This window comes from Streptomyces sp. CB03234 (assembly GCF_001905885.1).
Taxonomy (GTDB): Bacteria; Actinomycetota; Actinomycetes; order Streptomycetales; family Streptomycetaceae; genus Streptomyces.
Window position 1 is genome coordinate 40,674 of the sequence record NZ_LIYH01000009.1, and the last position, 16,179, is coordinate 56,852.

At 73.3% G+C, this 16,179-nt stretch carries 12 protein-coding genes and 1 pseudogene; 5 read left to right on the forward strand and 8 right to left on the reverse strand.

The genetic code is table 11. The annotated features are described in order from the left end of the window. The first annotated feature begins 175 nt into the window (after positions 1 to 175). From AMK26_RS32895 to AMK26_RS32910, 4 genes are all read left to right on the forward strand, one after another. Positions 176 to 1,192, forward strand: coding sequence for an iron ABC transporter substrate-binding protein (locus AMK26_RS32895; protein WP_073759491.1), 1,017 nt, complete (start codon positions 176 to 178; stop codon positions 1,190 to 1,192). A gap of 119 nt (positions 1,193 to 1,311) precedes the next feature. Next, positions 1,312 to 2,793, forward strand: a complete 1,482-nt coding sequence (locus AMK26_RS32900) for an ABC transporter permease (RefSeq protein WP_443333205.1) — start codon at positions 1,312 to 1,314, stop codon at positions 2,791 to 2,793. Further along, on the forward strand, positions 2,790 to 3,824 hold the full coding sequence (locus AMK26_RS32905; RefSeq protein ID WP_073759495.1) for an ABC transporter ATP-binding protein: 1,035 nt from the start codon (positions 2,790 to 2,792) through the stop codon (positions 3,822 to 3,824). Before AMK26_RS32900 ends, AMK26_RS32905 begins: the two co-directional genes overlap by 4 nt. A gap of 92 nt (positions 3,825 to 3,916) precedes the next feature. Next, on the forward strand, positions 3,917 to 4,141 hold the full coding sequence (locus AMK26_RS32910) for a dodecin (protein WP_073759497.1): 225 nt from the start codon (positions 3,917 to 3,919) through the stop codon (positions 4,139 to 4,141). Here the strand turns inward: AMK26_RS32910 and AMK26_RS38215 are convergent, their stop codons facing one another. After that, positions 4,142 to 4,630 carry a phosphatase domain-containing protein gene (locus AMK26_RS38215; RefSeq protein ID WP_073759499.1) on the reverse strand — a complete coding sequence of 163 codons (489 nt, stop codon included), beginning with the start codon at positions 4,628 to 4,630 and terminating at the stop codon, positions 4,142 to 4,144. It abuts the gene before it with no gap. A 58-nt stretch (positions 4,631 to 4,688) separates the two neighbouring features. Here AMK26_RS38215 and AMK26_RS32920 point away from each other — a divergent pair, with 58 nt between their 5' ends. Beyond that, positions 4,689 to 5,732 carry an MsnO8 family LLM class oxidoreductase gene (locus tag AMK26_RS32920; RefSeq protein WP_073759501.1) on the forward strand — a complete coding sequence of 348 codons (1,044 nt, stop codon included), beginning with the start codon at positions 4,689 to 4,691 and terminating at the stop codon, positions 5,730 to 5,732. Positions 5,733 to 5,938: 206 nt separating this feature from the next. Here the strand turns inward: AMK26_RS32920 and AMK26_RS32925 are convergent, their stop codons facing one another. The 7 genes and pseudogenes from AMK26_RS32925 to AMK26_RS32955 all read right to left on the reverse strand — a co-directional run bounded on the left by AMK26_RS32925 (position 5,939) and on the right by AMK26_RS32955 (position 16,178). After that, on the reverse strand, positions 5,939 to 8,875 hold the full coding sequence (locus AMK26_RS32925; RefSeq protein ID WP_073759503.1) for a hypothetical protein: 2,937 nt from the start codon (positions 8,873 to 8,875) through the stop codon (positions 5,939 to 5,941). Between the two features lie 2 nt (positions 8,876 to 8,877). Beyond that, entirely contained in the window at positions 8,878 to 10,725 is a 1,848-nt protein-coding gene (locus AMK26_RS32930) for an HSP90 family protein (RefSeq protein WP_073759505.1), read from the reverse strand. A gap of 82 nt (positions 10,726 to 10,807) precedes the next feature. After that, on the reverse strand, positions 10,808 to 11,794 hold the full coding sequence (locus AMK26_RS32935; RefSeq protein ID WP_073759507.1) for a hypothetical protein: 987 nt from the start codon (positions 11,792 to 11,794) through the stop codon (positions 10,808 to 10,810). Positions 11,795 to 11,938: 144 nt separating this feature from the next. Beyond that, a pseudogene (gene melC2 / locus AMK26_RS32940) lies at positions 11,939 to 12,765 on the reverse strand (tyrosinase MelC2). Between the two features lie 23 nt (positions 12,766 to 12,788). Beyond that, positions 12,789 to 13,184 carry an apotyrosinase chaperone MelC1 gene (melC1, locus tag AMK26_RS32945; RefSeq protein ID WP_073759509.1) on the reverse strand — a complete coding sequence of 132 codons (396 nt, stop codon included), beginning with the start codon at positions 13,182 to 13,184 and terminating at the stop codon, positions 12,789 to 12,791. 298 nt (positions 13,185 to 13,482) lie between these two features. Then, a complete protein-coding gene (locus AMK26_RS32950) occupies positions 13,483 to 14,235 on the reverse strand; it encodes a succinate dehydrogenase/fumarate reductase iron-sulfur subunit (RefSeq protein ID WP_073759511.1) in 753 nt (250 codons plus the stop codon). Continuing rightward, complete coding sequence (locus AMK26_RS32955; RefSeq protein WP_107421100.1) at positions 14,232 to 16,178, reverse strand: fumarate reductase/succinate dehydrogenase flavoprotein subunit; 1,947 nt, start codon at positions 16,176 to 16,178, stop codon at positions 14,232 to 14,234. Before AMK26_RS32955 ends, AMK26_RS32950 begins: the two co-directional genes overlap by 4 nt. Position 16,179: the final 1 nt, after the last annotated feature.

Sequence of the window (16,179 nt, forward strand, 5' to 3'; positions counted from 1 at the left end):
TTACTTCGCTGAAAAGGCACAGAAACGTCACGAACCTGGCGACTCGTCACCTGACACACCGTAGAGCAGCCGTTATCACGCCGTGATTGACGGTGAGGTTAGCTTTACCTTATCCATAGGGGGCTCACAGGTTCTCCGTTCCTGTGCTCCGCTCCTCCCGTCAGGAAGGCACCACATGCGCCGCCCCTCGGCCCGCCGCCTCGCCGCCGCCGTCGCGGCAGGTCTGCTCCTGCCCGTCCTCGGGGCCTGCAGCGACGACCCGGCCGGCCTCGTCATCTACTCCGGCCGCAACGAGAACCTCGTCAAGCCGCTGATCGAGAAGCTGGAGAAGCACCTCGGCACCACGGTCGAGGTGCGCTACGGCGACAGCGCCGAGCTCTCGGCGCAGCTCCTGGAGGAGGGCGACAAGACCGAGGCCGGCCTGTTCCTGTCGCAGGACGCGGGAGCCCTCGGCGCGCTGTCCAAGGAGGGCAGCCTCGCCCCGCTGCCCAAGGCGACGCTCGACAAGGTCGCGCCCGCCTACCGCGGTGCCGCCGGCGACTGGACCGGCGTCAGCGGCCGGGTCCGGGTCATCGCGTACAACGCCGACAAGGTGGCCACGCCCCCCAACAGCGTGCACGAGCTGGTGAAGCCGGAGTGGAAGGGCACGATCGGGTACGCCCCGGCCAACGCCTCCTTCCAGGCGTTCGTCACCGGCATGCGCGTCCTGGAGGGCGACGACGCCACCCGTGCCTGGCTCAAGGGCCTGAAGGCCAACGGCGCCAAGCCGTACGACAAGAACACCGACGTGCTCAACGCCGTCGACTCCGGCGAGGTCTCCCTCGGCCTGCTCAACCACTACTACTGGTACGAGAAGGTCGCCGAGGAGGGCGAGGACAAGGTCGACGCCAAGGTCCACTTCCTGCCCAAGGGCGACCCGGGCGGGCTGGTCAACGTGGCCGGCGCGGGCATCCTGAAGGGCGGGGACGCCAAGCGCTCCGAGTACGCGCAGAAGGCCGTCGACTTCCTGCTGTCCGCCGAGGCTCAGCGGTACTTCGCCGAGGAGACCAAGGAGTACCCGCTGGCCGCCGGGGTGAAGTCGGCCAAGGGCGTGCCGCCGCTGGAGTCGCTGCAGCCGCCGAAGATCGACCTCGGCCGGCTGGACTCGCTGAAGGAGACCCTGGCCATGCTCCAGGACGTCGGAATGGTCTGAGCGCGGTGACCCCACCGGATTCCCCGGTCCGGACGGCTCCCGCCACCCGCCCGGCAGGCGCGACGGCACCCGCGCCCGCCGGGCGGCGGCGTGCCGGAACCCGGCCCCCCTGGGCCCTCATGGCGCCGGCCTGCCTCGCGGCGGCACTCGCCGTCCTGCCGCTCGGCTACCTGGCGGTACGGGCGCTGGAGCGCGGCCCCGCCTTCGCGTGGGACGTCGTCGCCGACGAACGCACCGGCCTGCTGCTCCTGCGCAGCCTCGGGCTCGCGGCCGCCGTGGTCGCCGCGTGCCTGGTGCTCGGCGTGTCGCTGGCCTGGCTCACCGTGCGCACCGCGCTGCCCGGCGCCCGCGCCTGGTCGGTGCTGGTGACACTGCCGCTCGCGGTGCCGAGCTATGTGGCCGCGTTCGCCTGGCTGTCCGCCGCGCCCCCGCTGGCCGGGTTCGCCGGTTCGGCGCTGGCGCTGACGCTGGTGAGCTTCCCGTACGTGTACCTGCCGGTCGCCGCCGCGCTGCGCGGCACCGATCCGGCGCAGGAGGAGGTCGCGCGCTCGCTGGGGCACGGTCCCGTACGCACGTTCCTGCGCGTGACGCTCCCCCAGCTGCGGCCGTCGGCGGCCGGTGGCGGGCTGCTGGTCGCGCTGTACGTGCTGTCCGACTTCGGCGCGGTGTCGCTGATGCGGTACGACACGTTCACCAGGTCCATCTTCACCTCGTACCGGGCCAGTTTCGACCGGACGCCGGCCGCCGCGCTGAGCGCCGTGCTCGTCCTCATGACGATCGCCCTGGTCGCCGCCGAGGCCCGTACGCGGGGCCGGGCGGGCCATGCGCGGACCGGTACGGGAACGGCGAGGCCGGGCGTACCGGTGCGGCTGGGCGCGCTGCGGTGGCCCGCGCTCGGGTGGTGCGGGGCGGTGGTGGCCGCCGCCGTGGCGTTCCCGCTCGGCACGCTCGGCTACTGGCTGGCGCGCGGTACGTCGGCGACCTGGGACCCGGCGGCGCTGACCGACACGGCGGTGACCACACTCGGCGTCGCCGCCGCCGGCGCGGCGCTCACCACGCTGCTGGCCCTGCCCGTCGGGGTGATCGCGGCACGCCACCGGGGCCGCGCCGCGCACCTGCTGGAGCAGGCGGCGTACGCGGGTCACGCGGTGCCCGGCATCACGGTCGGGCTGGCCCTGGTGTTCTTCGCGGTGCGCTACGCCCACCCGCTGTACCAGGAACTGCCCCTGCTGGTCTGCGCGTACGCCGTGCTGTTCCTGCCGGTCGCGGTGGCCGCCACCCGCGCGGCCGTGCTCCAGGCGCCGCCCGTGCTGGAGGACGTCGCCCGCTCGCTGGGCCGCTCGCCGCTGCGCGTGCTGCGGGACGTCACCGTGCCGCTGGCCGCGCCGGGCGTCGCCGCGGGGGCGGCCCTGACGTTCGTGGTGTGCATGAAGGAGCTGCCCGCCACCCTTCTGCTGCGCCCCACCGGCATGGACACCCTCGCCACCCGGCTGTGGACGGAGACCGGCGCGGGATCGTTCGCCGCCGCCGCGCCCTACGCGGCCGCGCTCATCCTGCTGGCCGCCGTCCCCTCGTACCTCCTCGGAAGGCACCGCCCATGAACGACCTGCGTATCGAGGGGCTGACCAAGGCGTACGGGCCGGACGGCGACGTGCTGCGCGGGCTGGACCTGACCGTGCCCGGCGGGGCGCTCGCCGCCGTGCTCGGCCCCTCGGGCTGCGGCAAGACGACCCTGCTGCGGATCGTCGCCGGTTTCCTGCGCGCCGACGCGGGCACGGTGACGGTCGGCGGCCGGCTGCTGGGCGGACCGGGTACGCATGTGCCGCCGGAGCGGCGCCGGATCGGCATCGTCCCGCAGGAGGGGGCCCTCTTCCCGCACCTGAGCGTCGCCCGCAACGTCGCGTTCGGGCTGACCGGGCCCGACCGGGGCGCACGGCGCCGGCGTACGGAGGAGATGCTGGAGCTGGTGGGCCTGGCCGGGTACGGCGACCGGATGCCGCACGAGCTGTCCGGCGGCCAGCAGCAGCGCGTCGCCCTGGCCCGCGCGCTGGCCCCGGAGCCGGTCCTAGTGCTGCTCGACGAGCCGTTCAACGCCCTGGACAGCGCCCTGCGGGCCGGGGTGCGCGCCGACGTGCGGGCGGCGCTGCGCGCCACCGGCGCGACCGCCCTGCTGGTCACGCACGACCAGCAGGAGGCCCTGTCCACCGCCGACCTGGTCGCCGTCGTCCGGGGCGGCCGGGTGGCCCAGTGCGCCGCGCCCGAGGAGGTGTACCGCCGCCCGGCCGACCCGTGGGTCGCCGGGTTCGTCGGCGACGCCGTCCTCGTACCGGGCACCGTGGCGGACGGGACGGCCACCACGGCCCTGGGCCCCGTCACCGTCCCGGAGACCGCCGCGTCGCGGGAGGGCACCGTACTGCTGCGGCCCGAGCAGCTCCGCCTGGCCGAACCGGCCGGCGCGCCCGCCCGGGGCACGGTCGTCGACGTCCGTTTCTACGGCCACGACGCGATGGTCACCGTCGACGTCGACGGCCTGGGCGCCCCGGTGGACGTCCGCGCGGCCGGGCCGGTGACCGTACGGCCCGGGGAGGCGGTGGGCATCCGGGTCACCGGGGAGGCCACGCTCCACCCCTGAGCCCCCGCATGCCGCGCGGACCCCGGCGTGGTGGTGCACCGTGGAAGGACGCACCACCGGGTGGAGACCACCGGGCGAACGAGGAGACCTCCATGTCGCACCACACCTACCGCGTCACCGAGATCGTCGGCACCTCGCCCGAAGGCGTGGACGACGCGTTGCGCAACGGCATCGCCCGTGCCTCCGAGACGCTGCGGAATCTGGACTGGTTCGAGGTGACGCAGATCCGGGGGCACATCGAGAACGGGCGGATCGCCCACTACCAGGTCGGGCTGAAGGTCGGCTTCCGCCTGGAGGACGGCGCCGAGGCCGGCTGATCAGGTCCGGCCCTCCTTCTCCTGGGCCTCCACCAGCGCCTCGGAGCTCTCGGCCCAGCGGGCCCGTACGACCCGGAACCCCGCCCGTTCGGCGGCCTCGCAGACCAGCTCGTCGTCGTCGACGAGCATACGGATCTCACGGGTGGCGGAGAGCCGGCGCAGGATCTCCAGCTTGGTGACCCGGGCAGGGCGGCGGTCCTGGTTGCGGCGCATGTGGACCGGGCCCTTGGGCAGGCCGTGCTCGGCCAGCCACACGACGGTGTCCTCGCGGCACCGTTCGGGACGGCCGGTGAGGTACACCACGTCGCAGTCCCCGGCCGCCTCCAGGCACAGTTCCACGCCCGGTGCGAGCGGCGGGTCCTTCGGCGCGGCGGCGAAGAAGGCGTCCCAGTCGCGCGGCGCGCGCTCCAGGAAACGCTGCCGGTGCCGGGCGTCGGACAGGGTGTTGTCCAGGTCGAATACGGCCAGTGGCCTGCTGTTTCGCGTCACGGGCCCCAGCGTAGGGAATCCTGGCGCGGCCGGGGTGTTGAACCAGGGCGTGAGCTCATTGATCGCTGCGACGCGACTGTCGGTACTGGACCGCTCCCGCACCCGCGAGGGGCACGGCGGCCCGGAGGCCCTGCGGGACACCGTGGCCCTCGCCCGGGAGCTGGAGGCGCTCGGCTACCACCGCTTCTGGGTCTCGGAGCACCACGGCGTGCCGGGCGTCGCCGGCTCGGCGCCGACCGTGCTGGCGGCCGCCGTCGCCGCCGCGACGCACTCCATCCGGGTCGGCACCGGCGGGGTGATGCTGCCGAACCATCAGCCGCTGGTGGTGGCCGAGCAGTTCGGGGTGCTGGAGTCCCTGTTCCCGGGGCGGATCGACATGGGCCTGGGCCGTTCGGTGGGGTTCACGGACGGGATACGGCAGGCGCTGGGCCACGGCAAGAAGGACGCCGACGACTTCGCGGGGCAGCTTCAGGAGCTGCTGGGCTGGTTCAGGGGTACGCAGACGGCGCACCCGCAGGTGCACGCCCGCCCCGCCGAGGGGCTGCGGGTGCCCCCGTACGTCCTGGCCACCGGCGAGGGCGCGGCGATCGCCGCCGCGGCGGGGCTGCCGCTGGTGATAGGGGACCTGAAGGGCCGGTCGAAGGTGGTGGCCGCGATCGAGCGCTACCACGCGGACTTCCGGCCCTCCGCCTGGTCCGAGGAGCCGTACGTCGTCGTGGCGGGCACCGTCGCGGTCGCCGCGACCGAGGAGGAGGCGGCGCGGCTGCTGATGCCGGAGGCGTGGTCGCTGGCGTACTCGCGCACACAGGGCGTCTTCCCACCGCTCGCGCCGCCGGAGCGGATCGAGGGCCTGACGATGACGGCCAGGCAGCGGGAGGTGTACGAGTCGGCTCTGCGCGGCCACGTCCACGGCACCGAGGAGCAGGTGCGGGACGCGCTGGAGGAGGCGGTGAAGCAGACGGGCGCCGACGAGATCCTGGTGACGACGAGCACGTACGATCGCACGGCGCTGCTGGACTCGTACACCGGGCTCGCCCGCCTCGCGGGCCTGACCGGCGCACACACCGGGACCGGCGGTCAGGCCCGTCCCTCACGGCCGTGATCCGTACAGCCGCGTCCCGGGCGCCCGCGAGCACCTCCGCGCGGGGTGGCCGTGGTTCCCCGGCGGAACGCCCCCGTCGTGTTCGTCGTGCCTCGCGTGCGGGACGGTCCACGCGGACTCGAGGCAGCGGCGCTGCCTCGAGTCCGTCGCGCCGTACGCCCGGCGGCTGATGGGGCGGTCGGCGCCCCGGCTCCGCGCCCGCCGCGTCACTCCTCGTCGCGCAGCCGGGCCGCCAGGGCGGTCAGCGGCTCGGCCGCCTCGGTGTGGCCCAGGGCGGTCAGGCGGGGGACCGCGGTGTCGAGGCGAGTGAGGGCGGGGGCGGGGCGTTCCAGGTAGATGCCCTCCACGGCGGCCGCGAGGCGGACGCACTCGGCCCACTCGCCGGCGTGGTCCTCCTCCGCTCCCGGCTCGCCGAGCAGGACGAGGGCCTTCTCCAAGGCGGCCAGGGCGTCCTCGTACTCGCCGACGTAGGCGTTCACCCGGCCGTGTTCGTAGGCGAGGGCGGTGTCCAGGGAACGGCCACGGGCCTCGAACCCGGCGGCGCGGGCCTCGTCGGCGACCTTGCCGGCGTCGGCGAGGAAGGCGAGGGCGTCGGGCAGGCCCTCGGGGCCCTGCTGCTGGGCCTGGAGGCGGGCGAGTTCGCGCAGGCAGTTGCTGAGCTGCTCGTAGCGCGGGCTCCGGGCGTGTGCGGCGAGCGCCTGGCCGGCGGCCTGACGGGCCCGGACGAACTCGCCCGACTCGCCGAGGAGTACGGCCGTCTCGGCGGCGATCATGGCGTGGCTGCCCGGGTCGTCGTCCCAGCCGGCGGACTCGGCCGCGAGGGCGACGAACTCCGTCGTCGCGGCCTTGAGGTCCTCCCCCGCGTGCAGCGCGCGGGCGCGGGTCAGGCGGAGCTGGGCGACGAGCCGGTCGTCGACCTCTCCGGCGGCGACGTCCGGTTCGGCGAGGAGGGAGTCGAGCAGGGCGATGCAGTCTTCGACCCGGCCGAGGTCCAGGCTGAGCTGGGCCGCGTTGCTGTAGGCGCAGAACGCGTCCGTCCGGTTGTCCCGGCGCAGTTCCAGCTCGGCGGAGCGCGTCAGGTGCGCCAGCGCCTCGTCCGGGCGGCCCAGGTGCATGCAGGCCTCGGCCAGGTCGCCGTGGAGGCGGACCGTGTCGACCGCGTCGGCCGGCCAGTCGGCGGCCAGGCGCACGCCCTCGGCCAGGTCCGCGTACGCGGCCTGGGCGTCCCGCAGGCCGAGCTGAAGCCTGCCGCGCAGCCCGAGCGTGCGGGGCAGGTGCCAGGCGGGGCCGTGCGCCTTCAGCCGGTCGAGCAGGGCGTCGACCTCGGTGACCGCGGCGGGCAGGTCCCCGGTCATGGCGTGGGTGCTGGCTCTCAGCAGCAGGGCGCCGGAGACCTGCACGGCGACGTCGTGCCGGGTGGCGAAGGCGAGGAGCAGGTCCACCTCCGCGAAGACCGGCGCGATGTGCTCCTGGCTCCGCGACGTCTGGAGGCGCAGGCCGAGCGAGGTCGCCCGCATGCGCAGCAGACGGGCCTCCTGGTGCGGGGTGAGGCCGGACGTCTCCTCGTGCAGGCGGACCATCGCCTCGTGGGCGGTGGTGAACGCGGCTGCCTTCGCCTCGGGTTCCTCGGCACCCTCCGCGGCGATCCCGGCTTCGGCGAGCAAGGCACAGGCACGGGCGACCGCGGCGTCCCCCGGCTCTCCGGCGTCCTGGTACAGGCCCGCGGCCTCCTCGTGGAGGGCGGCGGCGACGGCGTACTCGTCGTCATCCGTCCGGCTCGCCTCGTCGGCCAGCAGGTCGGCGCGCAGCCGGACGAGCGGGCCGACGGCCGGGTCGTCGGGGTGGACGTAGTCGCGGGCGGTGACGAGGGTGCGCAGGCGTGCCCAGCAGGCCTGGGCATCCGGGTGCCCCTGCGCGTCCAGTGCCCGGGCCCGGAGGATGAGTTCGGGCAGCGCGTCGGGCACGGAGGCTTCCGCGCGGGCGGCGGGCGCGGCGACCGGGGCGGCCGGGGCCACGTCGTCGAGACCACGGGTGCGCAGGGTCAGTTCCAGCGCGTCGAGGAGGGGGGCGCGGTCGAGACGGGTCCTGCGGCGGTCGGTGTGGGCCGTGGTTCCGTTACGGGCGTCGAAGCGGGCGGCGAGGTCGTCGGCGCGGCCCCGCACCTCGGCGCGCAGCCCGGCCACCGTCCAGGTACGGCCCGAGTACCCGGCGGCGGGCAGTTCGCCGTGACCGAGGGACTCGACCCGCTGGAGGAGGACCTCCACGCCGGTGAGGAAGTCGAACAGGCCCAGCGGCGAGTCCACCTCGTCGAACAGGCTCCGGTTCTCGGCGAGCAGTTCCAGGCCGCGTGCCTCGTTGCCGGTCAGCGCGCAGAACTCCAGGTGCCGGCCGACCTCCCCGGACATCGAGGGGTTGCGGCGGCAGGCGCGGTAGCCGGCGAGGTGCAGCTCGCGGGCCCGGTCGGGGTGGCCGGTGCGCAGCAGGGCCAGCAGTGCGTACGAGACGGAGCGGGCGGGCTCCTCCTGGCAGGACTCCTTCCCGGCCAGTACGGGCTCCCAGGCGCGCAGCGCCCGCTCGTCGTCGCCCGCCGCGAGGTGGTACAGGGCGCGCTCGCAGATCTCGCAGGCCTCGCAGTCGCTGAGCCCGGTACGCGTACGGCCCGCCCACAGCTCGTAGGCGAGGGTGGCGTCCTCGCCGACGTGGGCGGCGAGCTGGTACGCCTGCCCGTAGTAGGGCTGGAGGCCCAGGCCCGCCTTCTCGTACCGGTCGCGCATCTCCGTGAGCCACTGGCGCAGGCTCGCCAGCGGAACCTCGGGCAGCGCGCGCAGGGCGTTGGCCACCCACTTGAACCGCCAGAACAGCATGTGGCGCAGGCGCTCGTCGAAGACGTCGGGCTGCTCGTCGAAGAGGGTGAGCAGGCGGGCGAAGACGACCGGCGACTTCCGGGGTTCGGAGCCGTAGGTGTAGGCCTCCTGGAGCTCGAACAGCGCGTGGATGAGCGGGACCGGCTCGGCGAACTGTTCGGCGGCGTCGACGAGTTCCTCGGCGGTGACGGTGCGCGCGCGGCCGTAGGGGCGCCGGTCGTTCTCCTGGAGCGCCTGGTACAGCTCGTCCGTGCTCTGGGGATGGGGTGCGGTGGGCATCGTCAGCTGTCCTTGCGGAGGGCGTGGGCGAGGAGGTCGAGGAAGGAGCGGTTGATCAGGCTCGATTCGGCGGGCCTGAGCGGGCGCCGGGACAGCAGCGCGGCCTGCCCGTAGAGGGCTTCGGCGCTGGTGCGGGCCAGCTCGGGCTCGTCGATGGCGACGGCGGTGCGGACCAGCGGGTTGAGCTGGTTGAGGATCAGCTGGGCCCGTGGTGCCTCCTGGCGCAGGGCGCCCAGGATGTCGCCCCACAGGCCGCCTTCCTGCTCACGGGCGAGCTGGGAGCGGGTGCGCTCGTGCCGGGCCTCGCGGCTGTCGACGAGGAGGGCGGGTGCGGAGGCGGGCTGGAAGGTGCGCAGCGCGACGTCGCAGTCGAAGACGGCGAGGGCGTCGCGGGCCAGGGCGAGGTAGGCCGAGGCGGCCAGTTCCGTCTCCCGGTCGACGGAATCGAGGTGGGCGGTGAGGGTCGCCGGGTCGAGGTCGGCGACGCTGTTGGCGGGCCTGATCTCGGGCAGCCGGTGGACCAGTTCACGGTCGTAGGTGTAGCCGCCGTTGACGACGCCGAGCCCGGCGGCCGAGGCGATCGCCGCGACCTGCCGGAACTCCTCCACGCTGGAGGTGACGAGCACGGTGCGGTGGGTGCGCGCGAACTCGTCGAGGGTGGTGTGCCCGTCGGTGGTCTCGAACGGCAGCCAGGGCAGCAGCATCCGCAGGATCTCGTCGTCGTGCACCGCGAGCGACTTCACGGCCAGGTGGTGCGCCTGGAGGAAGCGGGCGAGCAGGTCCGGGTCGCTGGCGGCGGCGCGGGCGATCCACGCGCGCAGCCGCTCGGCGAGGGCGTCGCGGACGGCGGCGAGGGTGTCGTCCTCGTACAGGGACTCGCGGGACGCCGTCGGGCGCAGGCTCTCCGCGTCGATGACGCAGCGGACGAAGAACGCCCACTCGGGCAGGATTTCCTCGGCCTGTTCGGACAGCAGCATGCCCTTGACGTGTACGCGGTGGCCGTGGCGGCGCCCGGCGGGTACCGCCTCGGGCAGCACGCACGCGATGCCCTTCAGGCCCACGGCCGGCAGGTCCAGCTCGATGGTGTCCAGCGGTGTGAAGCCGAAGACCTCCTCGCCGTACGCAGCGAGCGCGCGGGAGCGGGTCCCCGGCGTGGGGTACGTGCGCGCCCAGGGCGCGGGCTCGGGGTTGACGGAAGCGGCCGGGCCGCCCGAGCCGTCGTCGAAGGTCACCGGGTGGCGCAGCAGGGAGCCGAAGTGCCGGGCCAGCGCGTGCACCCGCGCCGGACGAGTCCACTCGCCCGCGTCGCCGCGCGGCGTCAGCGTGACGGTGGTGCCGGGCCGAGGGCGGGCGGAGGCGGGCAGGGTGCGGACGGTGTAGCTGCCGTCACCGCGTCCCCGCCACTCCACGGCGGGTGCGTCGGGGGTGCGGGCAGAGCGGCTCAGGACGTGGATCTCGTCCGCGACCAGGAAACAGGAGAGCAGGCCGATGCCGAACTGGCCGATGAAGTCGCCGCGTTGCTCGGCGATCCGCTCGGCACGCTTGCTGCTGCGGCCGATCGTGGCGAGGAAGCGGTGTACGTCGGTCTCGGTGAGGCCGACGCCGTCGTCCTCGACGCGTACCACCGAACCGTCGGCGTACAGGCGGACACCGAAGGCGTCGGCGGGGGCGGCCGGTTCGAGGGCGTGCCGGGCGGTCAGCGCGTCCACCGCGTTCTGCAGGAGTTCGCGCAGGTAGACGCGGGGACTGGAGTAGAGGTGGTGGGAGAGGAGATCGACGAGGCCGCGCAGATCCACCTGGAAGGTGCGGTCGGCGCCGGCCGGGTTCGCGGCGGTGTCGGGCAGGGTCATCGGGCAGTCCGGAGTGCGAGGAGCGACGGGTGACGGGTGGCGGGTGGCGGACGGGCGGGCGGGCTCGGCGGCCGGCGGGTGCTCAGGCGCGGCGGTGGGCGCGCGCGAACTCCTTCTCGGGCTCGGCGTAGTAGGTCCAGGGCCACGTGGTGCAGGCGCCGTCCAGGGCGTGGAAGACGCGCCGGATCGTGTGGCGCTCACCGGACAGCGACAGGGCCATGGCGAACATGTTGAAGTCGCCCTGCCAGCCCGGGCGCCGTACGTAGGCGGGGTGCAGGATGCTGTGGTCGGCCGCGTCCCGCAGCTCCGCCTGGACGCGGGGGTCCACGAGGCAGTCCCCGCGGTCGGACTCCACCCATTCCTCGATGTGCGCCATGGCGATCACGCAGCCGAGGCGGTGCCCCGGCGGAGTGCGGGTGAGCGCGTCACGGGCGAACGCCAGGGCCTGGCCGGGCTCGCCGCCCCAGCGGGGCTGCAACTGCGACACCCACTCGAGGTGGGTCTCCAGGTCCAGCGGGTCGCGGCGCAGGGCGGCGCCGAACCGGGTCTCGTTGACGGCGCGGTCCAGCGACATGCCTCGGCCGGAGGTGAGGAGGAGCCGCCAGGGAGTGACCCACTCGGGCCGCGACTCGGCGGCCTCGAGCAACTGCTCCTCGGCGATGTGGAGCCGCTCGTGGAAGATCCGCCACTGCTCCTGCGTGACGTCGACGGCACGCGCTGCGGTGCGTGCCTCCCAGCCCCAGGAGATGTGACGCGCCCCGGATATCAGCAGCGCGGTCGCCCGGTGCTCCTTGTCCTCCTCGACGGCCCGGCCGATCCAGTCCTGCACGCCGTCCAGGTCGGCGAGTTCGTCCAGGACCTGGTGGTCGCGGCCGAGATCGAAGGGGGCCAGCGCCGCTTTGACCGCTTCCCAGTCGCCCGCGTCGGCCGCCTCCACCAGCGCGAGCACCCGGGTGTCCCCGAGTGCCCGCAGCGTGTACGTCCCGTTCTTCTGCCTGCGCGGCACGGGCAGGGCGTACGGATCCGCCGCCACTCCCTCCGCACCCCTGCCGAACAGCTTGCCGAACATGCCGCGCCCTCCCCTGGTCCCGCGTTTGCGTCCGGTGCAGCATAAGCGGCCCCACCGACACCGCTTCCACAGGGTTTCACCAGTGCTTCAGGGCCGCCGGCGGCATCCCGGCGGGGCGGGCGGCGCCGGGTGCTGCGACGGGTCCTAGGCGGCCGTGTCGTACGTGTAGTGGCGGGTGTGGTCGAGCATGTCGGCCGGGGTGACGTCGTTCCACGGGCGCATGGTGTCGTTCAGGTCGACGACGTCCGGGGTGCCGGCGGCCGGGAGGTAGGTGGAGCGGGGTGACGGGCCTGCCAGTCGGCCCACAGCTTGTCGATGAAGGCGTGGTGGAGCCAGAACACCGGGTCGTTCGGGGAGGCCCCGGTGGCCATGTGGCCGCCGACCCACACATGGACGCGGTTGTGGAGGTTGGCGCCGCGCCAGCCCTCCAGGTGGTTGCGGAAGCCGTCGGAGGCGCTGTTCCACGGGGGCATGTCGTACGTCTCCATGGCGAGGACGGCGTCGACCTCGGCCCGGGTGGGGAGCCCACGGCCGCCGGCGCCGAGGGCCCGGCGCAGGTAGTCGCGGCCGTCGACGCGTACGGAGATGGTCCAGCGGTTGCCGGTGCGGGCGAACGGGCCGTCCATGACCTGGCCGTCGCGGGCGCGGCCGGTGCCGCCGAGGAAGTCGGGGGCCCAGAGGGAGGCGCGGGGCGTGCGGGCCACGGTCCAGTCCCAGTAGGGCAGGGCGACGGCCGGGTCGACGGCCTGGAGCGCCTGCTCGAACTGGAGGAGGAAGCGCCGGTGCCAGGGGAGGAAGGACGGCGAACGGTGGCCGACCCGGTCGCCGTTGTCGGTGTCGCTCATGATGAAGGCGTTGTGGGTGGTGACGAACGTGTCGTACTGGCCGGTTCGCTTGAGCTCCAGTACGGCGTCGACGAAGCGCCGCTTCTCGGTGGCGGTCAGCTGGGCCTGGTTCTTGCGTACGGTCATGATGGTGCGGCTCCGGATCGTGATCAGGCGGTGGCGACGGGGACGAGCGGGGCGCCCTGCAGTTCGCGGACGGCGGCGCGGGCCACGGCGCGGGGCGTGGCGAGCGGCTCGTAGTGGTTGATCACGCTGATCCAGGTGCCGTCGGCGTTCCGCATGACGTGCAGTTCCTCGCCGTCGATGCGTACGGAGTAGCCGGAGCCGTGTTCCCCGCCGTGTCCCCCGTGGTGGCCGTCGCCGTGGGAAGGGCCGCCCTGGATGCGGCGGCCCATGAATATCTCGTCGAACGTCTCCTGGCCGGCGCCCTGGTGGGCCGGTGCGGCCGAGGCCTGGGCGGGAGCCGTGAGGGCGCGACCGGCGGCGAGGCCCGCGGCGGCCGAGGTGGCGACGCCGAGGGCGCGGCGGCGCGTGATTCTGGACATGGGTAACCCCCTGAGTGGTGCGGTGGTCGGTGTACCGCCGGGGGATTGGTCATGTGCCCCCGGCACGACCCATGCCTATCGGGGGTTTTCGGAGCGGGGAATTCCGCAGGTTCCGGTTGGCCGCGATACGGACAACTCACCACCTATAGTGCAGAATTGAACCAAGTTGATCTTGTTGTTGACGGGCACGCGAAAGCCCCGGAACGAAAGTCTTGCGGAGGATGTGACAACCTCGTGAAGAATCTTCCGTTCCGGGGCGGTCGGCGTGGTCCGGCTCACGCCCGGAGACTGTCCGGAATCAGCCGCGCCGCGGCGCCTTGCGCGTCGCCCGCAGCCACTCCTTGTTCATCGCCGCGATCGACGGCAGCGGGATGCCCTTCGGGCAGGCCGTGGCGCACTCGCCGGTCAGCGTGCAGCCGCCGAAGCCCTCCTCGTCCATGACGCGCACCATGTCCAGCACCCGGGTCTCGCGCTCCGGGGCGCCCTGCGGCAGCACATTGAGGTGGTTGACCTTCGCCGAGGTGAAGAGCATCGCCGAACCGTTGGGACAGGCCGCCACACAGGCGCCGCAGCCGATGCACTCGGCGTGCTCGAAGGCGAAGTCGGCGTCCGCCTTGGGCACGGGCGTGGCGTGCGCCTCCGGCGCGGAGCCGGTCGGGGCGCTGATGTAGCCGCCGGCCTGGATGATCCGGTCGAACGCCGACCGGTCCACCACCAGGTCCTTGACGACCGGGAAGGCGGCGGCCCGCCACGGCTCGATGTCGATCGTGTCGCCGTCCTGGAACGCCCGCATGTGGAGCTGGCAGCTCGTGGTGCGCTCGGGCCCGTGCGCGTCGCCGTTGATGACCAGCGAGCAGGCCCCGCAGATGCCCTCACGGCAGTCGTGGTCGAAGGCGACCGGGTCCTCGCCCCGGAGGATGAGCTCCTCGTTGAGGGTGTCGAGCATTTCCAGGAAGGACATGTCCTTGGAGATGCCGTCCACCTCGTAGGTGGCCATGGCGCCGGGGGCGTCGGCGTTCTTCTGGCGCCAGACGCGCAACTTGAGCTTCATGCGTAGCTCCGCTGGGTGGGGTGGACGTACTCGAAGACGAGGTCTTCCTTGTGCAGGACAGGGGCGTCGCCGGTGCCACTGAACTCCCAGGCGGCGGCGTACGAGAACTCCTCGTCCTTACGGGCGGCCTCGCCGTCCGGCGTCTGGGACTCCTCGCGGAAGTGACCGCCGCACGACTCCGAGCGGTGCAGCGCGTCGAGGCACATCAGCTCGGCCAGCTCCAGGTAGTCGACGACGCGGTTGGCCTTCTCCAGCGACTGGTTGAACTCCTCACCGGTGCCCGGCACCTTGATGCGGCGCCAGAACTCCTCGCGGATGGCGGGGATCCGGTCGAGCGCCTTGCGCAGCCCGTCCGCGGTGCGGGCCATGCCGCAGAACTCCCACATCAACTCGCCCACCTCACGGTGGAAGGAGTCGGGGGTGCGGTCCCCGTCGACCGCGAGGAGCCGGGCGAGCCGGCCCTCGGTCTCGGTGACGACGTCCCGTACGACGGGGTGCTCGTCGGTGACCGGCTCCGTGAGCGGGTTGCGGGCGAGGTAGTCGTTGATGGTGGACGGCAGGACGAAGTACCCGTCGGCCAGGCCCTGCATCAGCGCCGACGCGCCGAGCCGGTTGGCGCCGTGGTCGGAGAAGTTGGCCTCGCCGATGGCGAAGAGGCCGGGAACGGTGGTCTGGAGGTCGTAGTCGACCCACAGCCCGCCCATCGTGTAGTGCACGGCGGGGTAGATCCGCATCGGCACCTCGTACGGATCCTCGTCGGTGATCCGCTGGTACATGTCGAAGAGGTTGCCGTACTTCGCCTCCACCGCCGCCCGGCCCATCCGCTCGATGGCGTCGGCGAAGTCCAGGTAGACCCCCTGGCCGCCGGGGCCGACACCACGGCCCTCGTCGCAGACGTTCTTGGCGGCCCGGGAGGCGATGTCGCGCGGGACGAGGTTGCCGAAGGACGGGTAGATCCGCTCCAGGTAGTAGTCGCGCTCGTCCTCGGGGATCTCGTTCGGCGGCCGCCGGTCACCGCGTGCCTTGGGCACCCAGATGCGGCCGTCGTTGCGCAGCGACTCGCTCATCAGGGTCAGCTTGGACTGGTGGTCGCCGGTGCGCGGGATGCAGGTGGGGTGGATCTGGGTGAAGCAGGGGTTGGCGAAGTACGCGCCGCGCCGGTGTGCCCGCCAGATCGCGGTGGCGTTGGAGTTCATGGCGTTCGTCGACAGGTAGAAGACGTTGCCGTAGCCGCCGGACGCCAGGACCACCGCGTCCGCGAAGTGGGTGGTGATCTCGCCGGTGACGAGGTCACGGGCGACGATGCCGCGCGCCCGGCCGTCGACCACGATCAGGTCGAGCATCTCGGTGCGCGGGTGCAGCTCGACGTTGCCCGCCGCGATCTGCCGGGACAGCGCCTGGTACGCGCCCAGCAGCAGCTGCTGGCCCGTCTGGCCGCGGGCGTAGAAGGTGCGGGAGACCTGGACGCCGCCGAAGGAACGGGTGTCGAGGAGACCGCCGTACTCACGGGCGAAGGGCACGCCCTGGGCGACGCACTGGTCGATGATCTCGACGGAGATCTGCGCGAGCCGGTGGACGTTGGACTCGCGGGCGCGGAAGTCACCGCCCTTGACGGTGTCGTAGAACAGGCGGTGGATGGAGTCGCCGTCGTTGCGGTAGTTCTTGGCCGCGTTGATGCCGCCTTGCGCGGCGATGGAGTGGGCGCGACGCGGCGAGTCCTGGTAGCAGAACTGGACGACGTGGTAGCCCTGTTCGGCCAGGGTGGCCCCCGCGGAGCCGCCCGCGAGGCCGGTGCCGACGACGATGACCGTGTGCTTGCGGCGGTTGGCCGGGTTGACCAGCTTCGCCTCGAAGCGGCGCTTGTCCCAGCGTTCGGCTATGGGCCCGGCCGGTGCTTTGGCGTCGGCGATCGGGGCGCCGACTTCGTAATCGAGGTAGCTCATG